This is a genomic window from Achromobacter marplatensis (genome assembly GCF_002209535.1).
GTDB classification, from domain to species: Bacteria; Pseudomonadota; Gammaproteobacteria; order Burkholderiales; family Burkholderiaceae_B; genus Achromobacter; species Achromobacter marplatensis.
This window is the reverse complement of the sequence record NZ_NJIG01000037.1, coordinates 1-15,020: the sequence shown is the minus strand read 5'-3', so window position 1 is coordinate 15,020 and position 15,020 is coordinate 1. Positions and strand designations below refer to the sequence as shown.

General features: G+C 63.7%; 9 protein-coding genes. 4 read left to right on the top strand and 5 right to left on the bottom strand.

The window, feature by feature from the left end; translation table 11 throughout:
• Positions 1-270: helix-turn-helix domain-containing protein (locus CEY09_RS32675; protein WP_234818450.1), on the top strand; the 270-nt coding region annotated here is incomplete at its 5' end.
• Positions 271-315: 45 nt separating this feature from the next.
• On the opposite strand, the gene CEY09_RS31590 is transcribed toward CEY09_RS32675, so the two are convergent.
• The gene (locus tag CEY09_RS31590) at positions 316-1,779 is read right to left on the bottom strand and encodes a sensor histidine kinase (protein WP_234818449.1); all 1,464 of its coding nucleotides are present in this window, start codon (positions 1,777-1,779) and stop codon (positions 316-318) included.
• Positions 1,780-1,874: 95 nt separating this feature from the next.
• Positions 1,875-3,845, bottom strand: coding sequence for a bifunctional diguanylate cyclase/phosphodiesterase (locus tag CEY09_RS31585; protein WP_234818448.1), 1,971 nt, complete (start codon positions 3,843-3,845; stop codon positions 1,875-1,877).
• Between the two features lie 529 nt (positions 3,846-4,374).
• Between CEY09_RS31585 and CEY09_RS31580 the strand changes: the two genes are divergently transcribed.
• From CEY09_RS31580 to CEY09_RS31570, 3 genes are read left to right on the top strand one after another with little or no spacing between them, the layout of a single operon-like run.
• On the top strand, positions 4,375-5,757 hold the full coding sequence (locus CEY09_RS31580) for a putative bifunctional diguanylate cyclase/phosphodiesterase (protein ID WP_088591655.1): 1,383 nt from the start codon (positions 4,375-4,377) through the stop codon (positions 5,755-5,757).
• A 36-nt stretch (positions 5,758-5,793) separates the two neighbouring features.
• Positions 5,794-6,861: a chorismate synthase gene (gene aroC, locus CEY09_RS31575; protein ID WP_088591654.1), complete on the top strand. Its 1,068-nt coding sequence runs from the start codon at positions 5,794-5,796 to the stop codon at positions 6,859-6,861.
• A 38-nt stretch (positions 6,862-6,899) separates the two neighbouring features.
• Positions 6,900-7,727, top strand: a complete 828-nt coding sequence (locus CEY09_RS31570) for a M48 family metallopeptidase (RefSeq protein ID WP_088591653.1) — start codon at positions 6,900-6,902, stop codon at positions 7,725-7,727.
• Between the two features lie 13 nt (positions 7,728-7,740).
• Here CEY09_RS31570 and CEY09_RS31565 read toward each other — a convergent pair whose 3' ends face one another.
• The 3 genes from CEY09_RS31565 to CEY09_RS31555 all read right to left on the bottom strand — a co-directional run.
• On the bottom strand, positions 7,741-9,717 hold the full coding sequence (locus tag CEY09_RS31565; protein WP_088591652.1) for a bifunctional diguanylate cyclase/phosphodiesterase: 1,977 nt from the start codon (positions 9,715-9,717) through the stop codon (positions 7,741-7,743).
• Positions 9,718-9,734: 17 nt separating this feature from the next.
• Positions 9,735-10,418 carry a transglutaminase-like cysteine peptidase gene (locus tag CEY09_RS31560; RefSeq protein ID WP_006223939.1) on the bottom strand — a complete coding sequence of 228 codons (684 nt, stop codon included), beginning with the start codon at positions 10,416-10,418 and terminating at the stop codon, positions 9,735-9,737.
• Positions 10,419-10,523: 105 nt separating this feature from the next.
• Positions 10,524-15,020: Ig-like domain-containing protein (locus CEY09_RS31555; RefSeq protein WP_143219598.1), on the bottom strand; the 4,497-nt coding region annotated here is incomplete at its 5' end.

The following is a 15,020-nucleotide window of genomic DNA, read 5'->3' as shown; positions in this document are numbered from 1 at the left end:
CAACCAGTACCGCCCGCACGAATCGTTGGGTGGCCTCCCGCCGGTGCAATTCATGCCTCGGCTAACCTTCGCTCCGATCGTCTATCAACCAATGTCTACTTGACGGGGGTGCTTACGCTGGCTGAACTGTTCCTGCCGGACAGCCCGGGCGGTTTCGAACTGCGCCGCATCGACGTGCTGGTGAGCCGCCTTCGCGCCAAAGCGCAAAGCGCCGGTCTGAAGCTGCCGGTGCTGTCGGTGCGTGGCCAGGGCTACGTTTTCGCCGCCTGATCCGCCGGCGTTGCCTGACGTTCCCCGGCGTTCCCGCGTGCCCGGCTAAGTTGCTCGGGCCTGGGTCTCAGCGGCCTGGGCCGGCAGGGTGATGATGAAGCGGGTGCCCACGCCGACCTTGCTTTGCATGGTCAGCGAACCGCCCTGGTTCTGGCAGATGCGGCGCGCCAGATACAAGCCGATACCCATGCCCTGGGTTTCGCGGTGCGCGGAGCGTCGGAAATGGGGCTCGAAGATCCGAGCCTGTTCCTCTTCCCCGATCCCCGGGCCGCGGTCAATGACCGCCAACCACGCCATCTGCACGCCGTCGGAGCAGGCTTGGCCAGTCTCGATCCTGACGGGTTCATTGGCAGGCGAGTACTTGATGGCGTTGTGAATCAGATTGCGCACCACCACGCTGGTCAGGGGGCGGTCGCAATAGACGGGCAGGTTGCCACTGCCCTGGATCATCAAGGCATGGGCGGTATCCGGCTGCATCGCCGTCACGACATCGCGAGCCAGTTCGGCCAGATCCGTCTGTTCTCCGCGCGGCGTCCAGGCCTGCTCGCCCAGGCGATCCTGGTTCAGCAACTGGTCCATCAGTTCAGTCATCCGGGAAACCGAACGGTGAATACGGGCCAACCGGTTGTCGACGGCCTCGCCGCTATCGGACAGGATCATGTCCAGCGATTGGGCGGCCGCGCTGATGGTGGCCAGCGGCGCGCGCAGTTCGTGGGATATCAGCGCGTTCATCTGGCGTTGCGTGTCCAGGGCGCCAGCCAGCTCGGCCAAACGCAATTCGCCTTGGGCCACGTGTTCGACGTCCGCCGAGTCTGGCCCTGCGCGACCTGCGGACGATTGCACCCTGGATTGACGGGTTAGCGCCAAGCCCAGCAGGGCGCCACCCACCAGCAGCAGGCGCGCCATTTCGATGGGCGTGCCTGCCGTATCGGCACCGTTGGATTGCCAAGCATCGTGTCCCAGCATCCATGCCGACGCCGCATAAGCTCCCGCCATTGCCAGCGCCACGCCGCGACCGTTCTTCTGCAGGACGGCACGCGCCACGAACCAGGCGGCCAGCGGCACGCTCAGCACTGCGCACACGCCGGCGATCACGGCTGGAATCGAGCCGTTGTCGGTTTCATAGACGAAGATCAGCGCCAAAGCTGCCACGGCCGCCAGCGCGATGCCTAGGCCGCGGCAGACGGCCGCCAGCCTTGAGGCGTGAGGCAGGCCCGACAGCAAGGGGGCGGTCAGGGCCAGCAGGGCCGCAAAGGATCCCGCTTGCAACGCGCCGGGCGGTAGCAAGTCGGGCAATGACCGGAACAGGCCCTCGATCAACATGAAGGCCAGGGCGGCGCCATAGACGGATGCGCGGGTGTATCCCCACGCGAGGGCGCATGCCAGGCCGCCAGCGAGGGCGACGCCGGCCGTCAGGCCAAGCTGGATGTCCTCGTAAGGCCCGCTCAGGCCATAGGCCAGAACGGCACCCGGCCACAGCAGGCCGCACGACAGGGCGCATAGCAGCACGTCAAACCGCGATAACGCTGCCCGCGATCCGGTACTGGCATGGCGCGCACGGTGATGGCGAAAACGCCAGCGGGTGCGAAGAAACAATCCTTCCGTCAACTAGGAACCCATTGGTGATCCGGCGCGAGGTCGCGCGTTTGCGAGAAGTTTACGACAGCCCCGCGTATCGCGCGGACACCGAGGCTTTCAAGAATGCCCTGGGTGGCCGAATCGGGAACGTCTTCAGCGTAGACGGCCATGTCCAGCGTCGTGGCGGTGGCCACCACGGTGGCGGCCAGGTGCTGGCTGCCGGGACTTTGCAGCAGGCCGGTGATGAAACTGCCGCATAGCTTCAGGTAAGACACCGGATACTCGTGCAGGCGTTCCATGGCGCCGAACTGTTGCGACAGTCGCGCAATGCCCGTGCGGGCCCCTGCTGCAGTGACGATATCGCACAGCTGGCGCAAATCGCCACCTTGGTCGACCAGGCCTGTGGCGTCGACTTCGATGATCAGACGCGTCGTCAAGGCGGGGCGGTCGGCGAGCATCCTGGCCAATCTGGACAGGAAGGAGGTTTGCGCCAGCGAGGCCAGCGACACCGGAACGGTCAGTGCGCCGGTGTGGGTGAACAGCCAGTCCAGGCCCAGGCGGATGGCCTGGATGTCGCATTCCGCCGATAGGCCCAGCCGGACGGCGGGCGGCATGAAGATGGAGGCCGGTACCGGATCTCCGCCCGTCGTGTCGTGCAGCGTCAGGCTGGCTTCGTGGTGCAGCAGCGCACCGGACAAGGCGTGCAGCGGCTGGATCGTCAATGAAAAGCGATGCTGCTCCAGGGCGGTGGCCAGGGCGTCGTGCCAGCTGTATTCCCCGATGCGCGTGCTGTCGGCGGCCTGGCTGGCCGGTGTGATCTGGTCGTCCTCGGCGCTTTCGGCGCACATCAGGGCGTGGTCCAGGCGGGCCAGCGTATCGCTCATGTTGTCGCCTGGGGCGAAAGCAGCCATGGCCAGGGCCCAGCGGCACCAGCCGTACTTGTCCATCGGCACGCGCAGCGCGCGTAGCTCGCGGCGGACCCGTTCGGCCAGCAGGCTGGCTTGCGGCGCGGAGGTGCGCGGCATCAACAGCGCGAAGTCCGAACCGCTGATGCGCGCGATCTGCGCCGACTGCCCGCCGAATTCGGTCACCAGCTTACGCAGACGGTCTGACGACGAACGCAACCACTGGTCCGTGAAGGCGCGCGACAAGTGCCGATTGATCTGGGCCAGATCGCGTTGGCGGAACATCAGGATATGGCCGCCGGCATCCGGCGTTTTGTCCGCCAACGCCAGCCGGAACTGATCCACGAAATATTTACGGTTGTGCAGGCGCGTGACGGGGTCGCGGTAGATCTCGCTTTGCAGGGATTCGATCTTCGCGTTCTGCTCCTCGACTGTGGCGGCCACCCGGCGTTGCGCATCGACCAGGGCCTGGTCTACTCCCGCCAGTTCACACGATCCTGTGAGCGCAGTGCTGTTGCCCGGGTCAAGGGTACGCACGCGTTCGCAGATGTCGCGCGAAGTCCGCACTTCGATCCAGCGGACCAGGTTCAAGGCGAACAGCGCCCAGAAGACACCTGCCACCAGCACCAGCCCCAAGATCCGTACGCCGCCTTGCCACAGCGTGTCCCGCGCCAGCCGCGTATCCGCCTGCACGGTGACGGTGCCCCGGACGCTGCCGTCGACCGAGGTGAAGGGGCGCGACACCGCGGGCGCCTGCACGCTCAGCCAGGCGTTGCGCCAGTCCCCATCCCGCACCGCAGCGTTTTGGCGTTTGTGCTGCTCGGCGAGGACGGTCCCTCCATCATCGGTGATGCGGACTAACGCATACAACCCCTGGTCGAACAGCTCATCGGCCAACGCCGTCCGCTCGACGGGGCTGGCCGTGGCATGCGAGAGCGCCCACGACAAGGCACTGGCGCCGCCTTCGCTTTGCTGCGCCAGTTGCGCGTTCAGATAGCGGTGGGCGGCAAGCATCCCCAGCGCCTGGGCGCCGAGCAGGATGAAGCCGATCAGGAGGGCTGTGCAAAAAAGTAATCGGCGAAATGTCGACATGTGTTCGGGGTTCCCTTTTAGACGGCAGGCCATCTCGCGTGGAGAGTTGCCGGGCGGCCGATGAAAGGGGACATCGGGCAGCGAACGTGCCCGACGGAAAAAAACCTGGATAAGAAACGTGACACACGTTACTAATACCTCAGTGGCGCCGCTTACACTGTAATTCGGCATGTCACAGAACGTACAGAATATTACGAAATACGCTACGACATCAGACAACCTGTGCAATTATTTCGAGCGTGATAATTGCCCGCTTGAGAACTATTGAGACAGGGCGTATTAATTTTTGGGCTTTGGCTGTCGTAGTAAGGGTAGGGCATGGATCTATGGATCGGCCAGCGAACGCTATCCAGGAACCGTTATGACCATCCACGAGCAATCAGAGAGCCTTAGGATTTCAAGGAAAAGAGGCGCGTTGCCTCTGAAGTGTGGCGTTTTTTTGCGAAAATAATGCATAATTTAAAAAATGTTACAGCCCTTGGGTTCTTTCTCGGACCGCAACGCCAGGGGTTTCTAGATAGGGGGCTCCGTGCGTGAGAGTTACCTGCTCGCACTGTGCCTGACGCTCGCGGGCGCACTTGCGGCGATAAGTGTGTTTTTCGTCCGCAGGGAACGTGCATTGCGTGGACGGCTGACGCGTGACGAATTGACCGGCGTCCTGAGCCAGCAGGAGCTGCATCGCCGCGCGCGCGCCTGGCTGGCCCACACGGAAGGGCCGGCACGCCGGGGCGCCTTTTTCCTGGTCAGTTTCGAACAATACGCCGAGATCAGCGCCATGCTGCGTGCGGGCGAAGACCAGTCGCTGCTGGTTCAGGTGGCCAACCGTCTGGGCCTGATTACTCGCACCTTGGGCGGCATGGTGGCGCGCACCGGCATCGACAGCTTCACTCTCTGTGTGCCTGAAGTGGACGAGGTGGGGGCGGCGCAGGTGTCGGCCAAGCTGTTGGAAGACCTGAGCGCTCCGTACGAATTGGGGGGCCGTCCCCTAATAGCCGTCTTCCGGGTTGGGGCGGCGTTGTACCCGGACCACGGGCGCACTGTGGAAGAAATGCAACGCTGCGTGCAGGTGGCGATGGTTCCGCTGAAAGAGCGGGGCGGCCCCGGATGGAATCTGTTCGACTTCCGGCTGTTGGCGCGGCACCGCGATCAGCAAGGCCTGGAAAACGACCTGCGCCTGGCGTTGACCACACCCGCCATGGAGCAGTTCGAACTCTTCTACCAGCCCGTTTGCGACAGCGGGACCGGCGTCGTGCAGGGCTGCGAAGCCTTGTTGCGCTGGCATCACCCCGTGTTGGGCAGCGTGTCGCCGGCCGTCACTATCGAATTGGCCGAACGCAGCGGGTTGATTGTTCCGTTGGGCGCGTGGATTCTGGAGCGGGCCTGCTCGCAAGCCGCCTTATGGCCCCCGGCCTGGCGGGTGCATGTGAACCTGTCGGTCAAGCAGATGAACGAGGATGGGCTGGTTCAACTGGTGGCTGACGTGCTGGCGGCCACCCGGCTGTCACCGAGCAAGCTGGTGCTGGAGATCACGGAATCGATCTTCATCCTGCACTACGAGCGGCACGTCAAGATCCTGAACACGCTGCGCGCCAAAGGCATCGGGGTGGCGCTGGACGACTTCGGTTGTGGATATTCCAGCCTGAATCATCTGCGCCACCTGCCCATCGACTGGGTGAAGATCGACCGCAGTTTCATTTCGGCGCTGGAGTCCGATGCCGGCAGCCGTGAAGTCGTCTCCGCGCTGTTCGGACTGTGCCAGGCGATGCGCCTGCCCGTTGTGGCCGAAGGCGTCGAAACCGAAGGCCAACGCGAAATCCTGAAGTCCCTGGGCTGCAGGGAAATGCAGGGCTATCTGCTGGGCCGCCCTGCGCCGGCCTCGGAAATCCAGGCTTTGGCGTCGGCGGTGTCATAATCGGGGTTGCTCGCAAATCCGACCTGTTGACTTCCTATGCCCGGCAATACCCTAGGTACCCTCTTTACCGTCACGAATTTCGGCGAATCCCACGGGCCGGCCATCGGTTGCGTCGTGGATGGCTGTCCCCCGGGACTCAGCCTGGACGCGTCCGACATCCAGCTTGAACTGGACCGCCGCCGTCCCGGCACTTCGCGCCACGTCACGCAACGCCAGGAGGCCGATCAGGTCGAGATCCTGTCCGGCGTTTATGAAGGCGTCACCACGGGCACGCCGATCGGCCTGCTGATCCGCAATACCGACGCGCGCAGCAAAGACTATTCGAACATTGCAGACACCTTCCGCCCGGGGCATGCCGACTACGCCTATTGGCGCAAATTCGGCGTCCGCGATCCACGTGGCGGCGGCCGCTCGTCCGCGCGCCTGACGGCGCCCACCGTGGCGGCCGGCGCCATCGCCAAGAAGTGGCTGGCCGAGCAGTACGGCGTGAAAGTGCGCGGCTACATGAGCCAGCTGGGCCCAGTAGCCATCCCGTTTCTGTCGTGGGATGAAGTTCCCAACAATCCGTTCTATGCGCCCAATGCCGAGGTCGTTCCGGAACTGGAAGCCTATATGGACCAGTTGCGCCGCGACGGCGATTCGGTCGGCGCACGTATTGAAGTCGTGGCGGAAAACCTGCCGGCCGGCTGGGGCGAACCCATCTACGACCGGCTGGACGCCGACATCGCGCACGTGATGATGGGCCTGAACGCCGTCAAGGGCGTGTCCATCGGTGCGGGCTTCGACTGCATTGCGCAGCGCGGCTCCGAACACGGCGACGAGATCACACCCGACGGTTTCCTGACCAACCACGCCGGCGGCGTGCTGGGCGGCATTTCGACGGGCCAGCCGATCACCGTGTCCCTGGCGATCAAACCCACGTCCAGCATCCGCGTCGAGCGCCGTTCGGTCAATCGTGCGAACGAGCCGGTCATGGTGCAGACCTTGGGCCGCCATGACCCTTGCGTCGGCATCCGCGCCACGCCCATCGCCGAAGCCATGCTTGCGCTGGTGCTGATCGATCATGCGCTGCGCCATCGCGGCCAGTGCGGCGATCCGCTCTGACACGCGAGCGTTCCCGCCATCGTCTGTTGGAGACCGACATGAACCGTAAACGTCATCTGTTGCGCGGCACGGCCGTGGCGCTTGCGCTGGCGGCCCTGGTTGGCTGCACCGGCATGAACACGACACAGTCCGGCGCCATCGGCGTCAACCGTACGCAATACATGTCCAGCCTGGTGCCCTCGCAAGCGCTCGAGCAAGAGGCCAGCCAGCAGTACACCGACATCCTCAAGCAGGCTCAAGCCAAAGGGCTGCTGGACCGCGACGCGCAGCAGGTGGCGCGGGTTCGCGCCATTTCTCAGCGGCTGATCGCGCAGGCAGGCATCTTCCGCCCGGACGCTTCCGGCTGGAAGTGGGAAGTGCACGTGCTGACGAGCGACGAGATCAACGCCTGGTGCATGCCCGGCGGCAAGATTGCCGTCTATACGGGCCTGCTGTCCAAGATCAAGCCGACCGACGACGAACTGGCCGCTGTGCTGGGCCACGAAATTGCCCACGCGCTGCGCGAGCACGCCCGCGAACGCGTTTCGCAGCAGATGGCCACCAACCTGGGATTGCAGGTGCTGTCGATCGCGACCGGTTCCAACGCTGCGTCAGATCTGGGCGGGCAACTCACGAGCGTGATGTTCACGCTGCCCAATAGCCGCACGCACGAGACCGAAGCGGACCGCATGGGCGTGGAATTGGCTGCTCGGGCGGGCTATGATCCGCGTGCCGCAGTGACGCTGTGGCAGAAGATGGGGGCGGCCGACAGCGGCAACGCGCCGCCGGAAATCCTGTCCACGCACCCCTCGGCCGAATCGCGCATCAGCGACCTGCAGGCTGCCGCGCAGCAGGTGCTTCCGCTGTATCAGCAAGCCAAGAAATAACGCGGCCCCGGGGTCAGGTTGCGTTGGCCGCCGGCTTCACGCCCGGCCCGCGCATGATGCTGATACCCAGCTCGGACAGGATGCGGCGCGTTTCGGCATCGGGCACGTCTTCGGCATAGACCGCGATATTCAGGGCGCGGGCGGTTTCCAGCACGGAAGCCGTCAATTGCTGGCTGCCCGGGCTTTGCGACATGCCTCCGACGAACCCGCCTCCCAGCTTCACATAGGACAAGGGCAGGGTATGCAGTTGCGCCACGGCGCCGAACTGTTGCGCCAGGCGGCGCACGCCGATATGCGCGCCGAATTCCGACGCCACGCGCGCCAGCGTGGCGATCTGCTCGTGGCATTCCACCAGACCATGCGCATCGATTTCCAGGAACAGGCGCGACGCCAGTCCACGATGTTCCGTCAGCAGCAGCGCCAATTGGCGGAAGAACTTCTGGCCTCGCAATGAGGGCAGGGCGACCCGGATGGCCAGTTGGCCTTCGTGGGCCACCAGCCATTCCAGGCCCAGGCGCACGGACTCCAGATCGCAATCGGCCACCAAGTCCAGCCGCACCGCGGGCGGAATGAACAGGGTGGCGGGAATGGCGACTTGATCGGCCGCGGTACGCAGCATCAGCATGGCTTCCGTGCGGACCTTGCGGCCGTCGGCGGCCAGCAGCGGTTCGGTCGCCAGTTCGAACTGGTTTTTCTCCAGCGCCGTCAGGATGGCGTCCTTCCAGGCGCGTTCGCCGGATTCTGACGGCGACTGCATGTCGGTCGCGCCCGCGATCACGACCTGATCGTTGTTGGCGCTTTCCGCCCGCATCAAACCGAAGTCCAGGCGCGCAAGCACCGGGCCGGCCTGATTGCCTGAACCGTAGTCGGTCATGGCCTGCGCCCAGCGGCACAGATGGCCTTCACCGACCGGGATGCGCGACGCATGCAGGTCCGCCCGCAACTGTTCGGCGACCATCATTGCCTGCGGCGCCGCGCAGCCGGGCAGCAGCAGCGCAAAATCGGAACCGTTCAGCCGGGCCAGCAGTGGCGTGGCGACATTGAAGGTCTTGAGCGTGCCCTGAATGCGTTGGCACGCGGCGCGCAGCCATTGGTCGATGAATTCGCGGGGCATATGGCGGTTCAGGTCCGCCAGATCCCGCTGGCGGAACACCAGCACGTGGCCGCCGGCGATGGAACGCGATGCCGACTGGCTCGTGGCGACAGCCGGTGCTTCCAGCGCGCGCCGGAATTCGTTGACGAAGTATTTTCGATTCGGCAGGCCGGTGACCGGATCCTGGTTCAGCTCCAGTTCCAGCGATTCGATCTTGGCGTTCTGCTCTTCGACGCTGGCATATACGCGTTCGCGGGTCTGGTTCAAGGCTTGCACGACGCCGGACAGCTCAGGCACGCGGGCTTCCACCTGCTCCGGCGGCGTGTCCTGGCCGATGCTGCGGACGTGGTCGCTGATTTCGCGCAGCAGGCGGTTCTTGATCCAGCCCACCAGCACAAACGCGAACACGGCCCACAAGACGCCCGCGCCCACGACCAGCGCGATCATCTTCAGGCTGCTGCGCCACAAGGCTTCCCAGGCATAGGCATCGTTGGCGATCAGGGTGACTTCGCCGATCTGGCGCCAGCCGTCGCTGACGGCATGGCTGGCAGGCTGCGTGTCCAGCGGGGCCAGCTTCTGGAACCAGGCGGGAACCGACTTCGGCGTGGCGTCCGACTTGCGTTCGATCAGCACCTTGCCTTCCGGATCGGCCAGGCGCACCAGCGAGAAATGGCCGCCGTCGTACAGCGCCGACACCAGCAATTCCTGAAGGACGGGGTCATTGTTGGCGGGTTGCGACAAGGACAGCGCCAGCGATACGGCGGCATCGGTGCTCTGCACCTGCAATTGGCCCGACAGGTATTCGCGTGCCGAGTTGACGCTGAGCGCCAAGGTGCCAAGCAGGATGACGCCGATCGCAAGGGTAACGCTGAGCAGTAGCTGTCGAAGTATGGACATAGTCTTGGTTCCGGCGGTCAGGGGCGTATGCCTTCCCGTTCCATGCGTTGAAGTAGATCACGCCAGCGGCTGAGGCGGTCAACCGGCGCGGCGGGCTTGCCGTCAACGTAGACGCCGTCGGCGTTGAAGCTGAAGACCGGCGTCAGGTCGCGACGCTGCGTCGCCGGAAGGATGGTTGAAATCAGGCTGTCCAGCACCAGCGGGACGGCATTCGGGGTTTCGTAGTAGCCCAGCACCATGTGGGCGACCTGGCTGCTGCTGGCGGGACCGCCAACGCGCGCACGGACGTAGATGAATCGCAGCTTGTTCGCGGGGACACCCATCGACAGCAAGGTGAAGTACTTGCCAATTACATAGTCTTCGCAGTCGCCGGCGCCTTTGCCCAACGATTCCAGCGGAGTGGCCCAGTAGTCTGCTTGCCCCCAGATGGTCTGGTCTTCGCCCGAGAGCAGCGCGCGGTTCCAGAAGTCGTTGGCAAGCGTCAGCTTGTCCCGTTCTAGCGCCGGCGGCGGATTGCGCAGCAGCTGCAGCCAGCTTCCCACCGATTTCGCGCCCTTTGCGCCATAGCGGCTGGCCGCCAGGCTTTGCAGCCGGTCGGAGCTGACTTCCAGGGCGAAGCTGCCGCCCCAGACGCAAGCCAGGCACAGCAAAACCAGTCGGCACAGGTTCAGCGAGCCGCGGAAACGGTGAGTCGAAGACATGAAACGGATTTTCACATTTTTCCGACTCTCGCAGACGTGGCGGGAGAAAAAATGCTGGCTGGCAGAGGGCGGACCGTTGCCGGCCGCGCCTCTGGTTTCTACGGATTAGTTGTGATCGACGTTCAACTTCCCCTTCAAGAGCAGGTCATTGATGATGGCCTGGTTGCTGAGCGTGTTGTTGCCGGTCAGGTCCACGTTTTCCAGCACGATCTTCTGGTCCGCACCCAGGCCGATCAGGCCCTTGGTGTTGATGTCGATGACCGTGTTGTTGCCTTCCTTGTGGAAATTGAGGTACTGCGTCAGCGTGCTGTCCTTCTCGCCCAGCAGCAGATCCTTCAGATCCAGGATATCGCCGCCGTCAGCAGCCTTGGCGAGCGAGAAGTCCTTGATCGTGTCGATCGCGGGGGCAGGGATGGTGCCCTGGTCATTCAGTTCCCACTTGAAGGTATCGCTACCGGCCCCGCCGATCAGCGTGTCGTTGCCCTGACCACCAATCAACGTGTCGTTGCCCGCGCCACCGTACAGCGTGTCGTTGCCGGTGCCGCCTTCCAGCCGGTCGTCGCCACCCATGCCGAAGAGGATGTCGTTACCGGCGCCGCCAAGCAGCGTATCGTTGCCGTCCGACGCCGAGGACTTGTCGAAGTCGGCGCTGTGTTGCGTGATATAGCTGTGGATGTCCTGATTGGTCAGGCTTCCGACGCTCTTGCCCAGGTTGGCTGCGACATAGGATTCCAGGCCGGCCACGCCGCTGCCGTGCGAACCGAAGCTGATGGCGTCGCCAAACAAGATGTCGTTGCCGGCGCCGCCATTGACGTGGTCCGCGCCGGACGGAAGCACCGTGTTGGTCCCGAGGATGGCGCTGGCCAGGTCGGAAGCGTCCAGGTTGGTCTGCACATTGCCGTCGCTGTCGTAGCTCTTGAGGTCGGATTTGCTCAGCTCGCTGCCCAACCCGATGGCCTCGACGGTAGACAGCTTGGCGAGTGCCGCGTATGCGGCAAGCGAGTCGGCTGTCGTCGCAGAATCGGTGGTATTGCCCGTTCCGCCCAGTGCCCGGTACGTATAGACGCCATTGGCGTCCGCGGACATCACACCGATCTTGGTCTGGGACCAGCCGCCAAAGCGGGACTGCGTATACATCGACACGCGGCCATCGCTGTCAATGACGGTATTGCCGCTGGCATCCTTCACCACATTGCCGATCTTGTAGTTCGTCAGGTAGTAGCTCAGCGAGCGGTCGGTACCCGAATACGAGTCGGTGACGACGGGGTTGCTGGTGCCGTTGGTCGAGTAGTAAAGCGTCGGTTTGCCGTCCGTGATGAAGTAGGACAGGTTGGTGGCGTCAGTGTTGCCCTTGGCCTGGGCACCGTTGAACCACGACGCCGTTGCCTGGAACGCCGCTTCGTAGTTGGTGCCGCCGCCGGACTGCAGCGAATTGAGGACAGCCATCAACTTGTCGAGGGCGAAGGGGTCCTTCAGGCTGACGCCCACGTTGCCCTTGATTCCCGAGTCGAAGTCGACCAGGAATACGTTTACGGTTCCCGCATTGCCTTGCTGCGCGCTGGCAATCAGCGTCTTGAAGACCGTAATCAGCGACTCTCGTGCGTTTGCAATGGCGGTGTCGCCCATGCTGCCCGACGTGTCGACCATGAAGGCCAGGTTGTAGTTGTGGCCTTGAACGATCTGCAAGCCCTGGGTGTCGGAAATGATGATGTCATTGCCTTCGGTGCCAGTGAGCGTGTCGTTGTAGGTCGAACCCGTCATCACGTTGTAGGTCGTGACGCTGACGTCGGTTTCAGACGTAGCGCTGCCCCCGCCGATGCTTTCGGTCGACGTGACCGCGGCGTGCAGATCAAACGCGCCGCTTCCCGACGGAACGGTCATCGTCAGGCTACCCAGGTCTTTCAGCGCGACCACCCATCCGCCATGGCCATCAGAAGCGCCATGATTGAAGGTGACGCCCGGGGGGAACCCCGTCAACGTCACAGGCGACAACGATTCGCTGCCATCCTTGTCCGTTGCTTCGACGGTCAGGTTGACTGCATAGGTCTCATAACCCTCCGTGACCGTCTGCACGGTCGTGCTGCCGTCGTTGCTGTACGTGCTGCCGTCACCGAAGATGATGTCTTCGATGTTGTTCATGGGGCCGAACGTAACGCCGGTTTCCAGGTCGGTGATCATGATGCCGTCGTACCCGCCACCGTTGTAGCGGTGATCGCTGGCGACCGTGATGCTGTAGTTGCCCTTGGACAGACCCAGATAGATGTAGTCCTTGGCATCGCTGAGTGAGCTGCCGTTGCCGTCGATGCTGTTCGGACGCGTGGCGGCGGTCAAGTGGCCGCTTGCATCACCCAGCACGAAGATGTCGCGAACCGAGGCGCTGCCATTCAGGTTGCCGCCGTTTTCCTTGGGGTTGTTCCAGACCTTCGCACCCGTGCCGCCACTCACGACGCCGCCTTCGATGGTGAAGCCACCACCGCTTGAGCCACCATCAACAATGATCTGGGTGCCCGTCGTGGTCTGTTCAGGCTTGCCCAGGCTCAGCGTGATGATCGGCGCATCCGCGACAGGGTTGATGTCGACCGTCAGGGTTACTTCAGAGCCCGTGTTCTGTCCATCCACGGGCTGGAACTTGATGTGGGCGTAGTCGTCATGCATGTTGCCCACGCCCGGGTTGTGATAACCGTCGGCCCCGGATTCGTTGGCCGCAGGCATGAAGCGCAACTTGCCATTGTCGATATCGGCTTTGCTGATCACCTGATTTTGCGTCACCGACACCCAGTTGCCCGTGGCATCCAGATACTGCAGCTTGCCGAATTCAGGCAGGCCGGTGATCTTGATGCCCAGTTGGGAGGCGGGCGAGTCGTCCGTGATCTTCAAATCGTTCCACGTAATACCCAAAGGCTGGTCTTCGTTGCCGGTGACGGTGTTGCCGCCTGCCGCGACAGGCGCCTCGTCGATGGTGTACGGACGGTCAGCTGCGGCCGACGCCGTGTTGCCGGCCGGGTCGGTGACGGAGACGGAGGCGTGGACGTTGGAGTCCTGCGCCAGTTCAGAGCCGGGCACGTTGATGCTGTAGCCGAGCTTGCCGCCGCCCTGGTCCACGACCTGACCGGTGTAGGTCTTGCCATGCACGGTCAGCGTGACGGTGTCGCCGACCTTGGCGTCGCCACCCACTGTACCGGTAACCGGGATCGTCTTGGTCTTTTCAGTGGCGTTGATCACATCATCACCAGCGATGATGTTGATGGTGATGGTGGCCTTGGCTTCCAGGTCGACGCCGTACGGACGGTCCGCCGCGGCCGATGCCGTGTTGCCGGCCGGGTCGGTGACGGAGACGGAAGCGTGGACGTTGGAGTCCTGCGCCAGTTCGGAGCCGGGCACGTTGATGCTGTAGCCGAGCTTGCCGCCGCCCTGGTCCACGACCTGACCGGTGTAGGTCTTGCCATGCACGGTCAGCGTGACGGTGTCGCCGACCTTGGCGTCGCCGCCTACGGTGCCGGTAACCGGGATCGTCTTGGCTTTTTCGGTGGCGTTGATCACATCATCACCAGCGATGGTGTTGATGGTGATGGTGGCCTTGGCTTCCAGGTCGACGCCGTACGGACGGTCAGCCGCGGCCGACGCCGTGTTGCCGGCCGGGTCGGTGACGGAGACGGAGGCGTGGACGTTGGAGTCCTGCGCCAGTTCAGAGCCGGGCACGTTGATGCTGTAGCCGAGCTTGCCGCCGCCCTGGTCCACGACCTGACCGGTGTAGGTCTTGCCATGCACGGTCAGGGTCACGGTGTCGCCGACCTTGGCGTCGCCGCCTACGGTGCCCGTGACCGGGATCGTCTTGGCCTTTTCGGTGGCGTTGATCACATCATCACCAGCGATGGTGTCGATGGTGATGGTGGCCTTGGCTTCCAGGTCGATGCCATAGCCCTTGTCAGCTTCGGCGGTCTTGCTGTTGCCAGCGTTATCGGTAGCGGTCACGGAGGCGTGGACATTGCTGTCCTCAGCCAACTCTGCGCCAGGCACGTTGATGCTGTAGCCGAGCTTGCCGCCGCCTTGGTCCACGACCTGACCGGTATAGGTCTTGCCATGCACGGTCAGGGTGACGGTGTCGCCGACCTTGACGTCGCCGCCGACCTTGCCGGTCACGGCGATATCCTTGCCCGATTCTTCGGCGTTGACGATGCCGTCGCCGGCGATCGTGTCGATCGTGATCGAGGCGTCAATGTCGGTGTCGACGCTGTAGCCCTTATCAGCTTCGGCAGTCTTGCTGTTGCCGGCATCATCCGTGGCGGTCACGGAAGCGTGGACGTTCGAGTCCTTGGCGAGTTCCGAACCCGGAACATTGATGCTGTAGCCCAGGGAACCGTTGCCCAGGTCCACAACCTTACCGGTGTAGTCCTGGCCGTTGACGGTCAGGGTGACGGTGTCGCCGACCTTGACGTCACCGCCGACCTTGCCGGTCACGGCAATGTCCTTGCCCGATTCTTCAGCGTTGACGATGCCGTCGCCCGCGATCGTGTCGATCGTGATCGAAGCGTCAATGTCGGTGTCGACGCTGTAGCCCTTATCGGCTTCAGCGGTCTTGCTGTTGCCGGCGTCATCGGTCGC

Bases quoted from the DNA above. Each gene is read 5' to 3' on its own strand.
- CEY09_RS31585 (WP_234818448.1), bottom strand. From the start codon at position 3,845: ATGTCGACATTTCGCCGATTACTTTTTTGCACAGCCCTCCTGATCGGC.
- aroC (WP_088591654.1), top strand. From the start codon at position 5,794: ATGCCCGGCAATACCCTAGGTACCCTCTTTACCGTCACGAATTTCGGC.
- CEY09_RS31570 (WP_088591653.1), top strand. From the start codon at position 6,900: ATGAACCGTAAACGTCATCTGTTGCGCGGCACGGCCGTGGCGCTTGCG.
- CEY09_RS31565 (WP_088591652.1), bottom strand. From the start codon at position 9,717: ATGTCCATACTTCGACAGCTACTGCTCAGCGTTACCCTTGCGATCGGC.
- CEY09_RS31560 (WP_006223939.1), bottom strand. From the start codon at position 10,418: ATGTCTTCGACTCACCGTTTCCGCGGCTCGCTGAACCTGTGCCGACTG.